2 protein-coding genes and 1 pseudogene are annotated in these 1,770 nt (G+C 71.9%); all 3 read right to left on the bottom strand.

What is annotated here, in order from left to right; genetic code table 11:
- The coding region (locus F3J18_RS37150; RefSeq protein WP_166917152.1) for a hypothetical protein at positions 1 to 606 on the bottom strand (606 nt) is incomplete at its 3' end.
- 14 nt (positions 607 to 620) lie between these two features.
- Complete coding sequence (locus F3J18_RS37145; RefSeq protein ID WP_029949712.1) at positions 621 to 1,511, bottom strand: peptidylprolyl isomerase; 891 nt, start codon at positions 1,509 to 1,511, stop codon at positions 621 to 623.
- Positions 1,512 to 1,581: 70 nt separating this feature from the next.
- Positions 1,582 to 1,770, bottom strand: a pseudogene (locus tag F3J18_RS37140) (hypothetical protein); the annotation flags it as partial.

The raw sequence follows: 1,770 nt of genomic DNA, 5'->3' as shown, positions 1-1,770 counted from the left end.
GGGCCCGCGCCACAGGTCGCCCACGTCGCGCACCGCCGCCTCGAACCAGAAACGCCCCCAGCGCGCCTCGCCGCCCGGCGCGGGGCCGGTCGCGTCGCCTGGCGCCGGCGAGCGCATGAACCCGGCCATCACCAGCAGCACGGCCGACAGGTCCTCGTCGCGCAGCGCCGGATACGACCACAGGCCGAGCAGGTCCGACAAGGCGGTCAAGGTCATGAACCGGTTCAGCGTGAAGCCGGGCCAGACGCGCCGAGCGAGCGTGTAATGCCATTCCCAGTGCTCGACGAAGCGCGCGCGGCTTCGCGCGGCGAGTGCCGCGTCGCCCGATCCACGCACCACCAGTTCGTCCGGTTGGTAACGGCGCGTGGTCAGCACGCAGCGCGCGGAATTGCGCGTGCTGCGATGGCGTGCGCGCCCCGGCATGCCCGGCATCGGCTCGAGCGCGCCGCCGCAGAGCGGACAGAGCGCGGGAAACGCCCCCGCCGGGCCCGGCCACGGGTTCATGACGCTGCCGCGCTCGCGCGACGCGGCGGCCGCCTTCGGCATGGCCTCGACCGCGAGCGGCTCACGGGGCTCGGTACGCGGCACGATACGGGGCAGGCTCATGTCGATCCCGCGCTTTATTGCGCGGTCGCGAGCGCCTTGCGCAACGCGTCCTCGTCGATCGGCGCGTTGCCCGTGAGCCGCGCCAGATATGCCTGCGCGCTCTGCTGCGAATGCTGGGCGCGCATCGCGGCACGGATCTGGTCCTTCACGTCGGCCAGGGGGCGCTGGGCAGGTGCACGCACCTCGATCAGCTTGATGACGTGGAAGCCCGTGGTGGTCTGGATCGGCGTCGAGACCTGGCCGGGTTTCAGCGCATCGGCGGCCTGGCGCACCGCCGGCAGCAACTGCGCTTCCGGCACGAAGCCCATGTCGCCGCCGTTCGCGGCGCTCGTCTTGTCCTGCGAGTTCGCCTTGGCGAGCGCCGCGAAATCGCCGCCGCGGGCACGGCTCGCGAGATCGGTCGCCTGCTTGCGGGCCGCCTCGACGGTGGCGGCATTGGCGTCCGGCGCGACCGCCAGGTAGATCTGCGCGACATGCAGGGCGCGCGGCGTCATGAAGACGGCGCGATTCGCGTCGTAGGTGGTCGAGATATCGGCATCGCTCGGATAGGCCTCGGGCGGCGCGCTGATCGACGCCAGATAGCTGCGCGCCACGACCTCGCGACGCGCCTGCTCGATGGCGGCTTCCACCTCGGGCTGCTTGTCCCAGCCCTTGGCCTTCGCCTCGGCAAGCACGATCTTCTGCGCGAGCGTCGAACGCACCAGCTGGTCGAGCGCGGCCGGATCGGCGGCGAGCCGCGTGCGTCCCTCGGGGCCGACCGCCTTCAACACCGGCGACAGGTCGGCCTGCGTGACGGAAGACTTCGCCGCGCTGGCGATCACGCCATCCTGGGCGAACGCGGCAAGCGGCGCGAGTGCCATCGTCGCCATCGCACCCAGACGGACAAACCCTTGTTTCATCTTCATGCTCCTTGCTCCTTGCTCGTTTCGATTACGTCGATCCTCGATCCGCGAACAGCCGGGGGACGGGCGCCCCTCATCGGGCATGGTCCGCGAACGTGAGTCTTACCTGCACCGGCTGCGGCATGCCGAGCGGCGGCGCGGCACCGACCGGCCGCCCGATCAGCATCTCGCCCAGGGCCGCGCCGAGCGCGCCGGATGCGGCCTGGCCGCGCTCGGCCTCGACGCGCGTGATGCGGCCTCGCGCATCGAGCCACGCGCCCAG

The sequence above is a fragment of the Burkholderia sp. Ax-1720 genome (genome assembly GCF_011753035.1).
Lineage (GTDB): Bacteria > Pseudomonadota > Gammaproteobacteria > Burkholderiales > Burkholderiaceae > Burkholderia > Burkholderia gladioli.
This window is presented reverse-complemented; position numbering and strand designations above follow the sequence as displayed.

Excerpts from the sequence above, each read along its gene's own strand:
- F3J18_RS37145 (WP_029949712.1), bottom strand. The coding sequence starts at position 1,511 with ATGAAGATGAAACAAGGGTTTGTCCGTCTGGGTGCGATGGCGACGATG.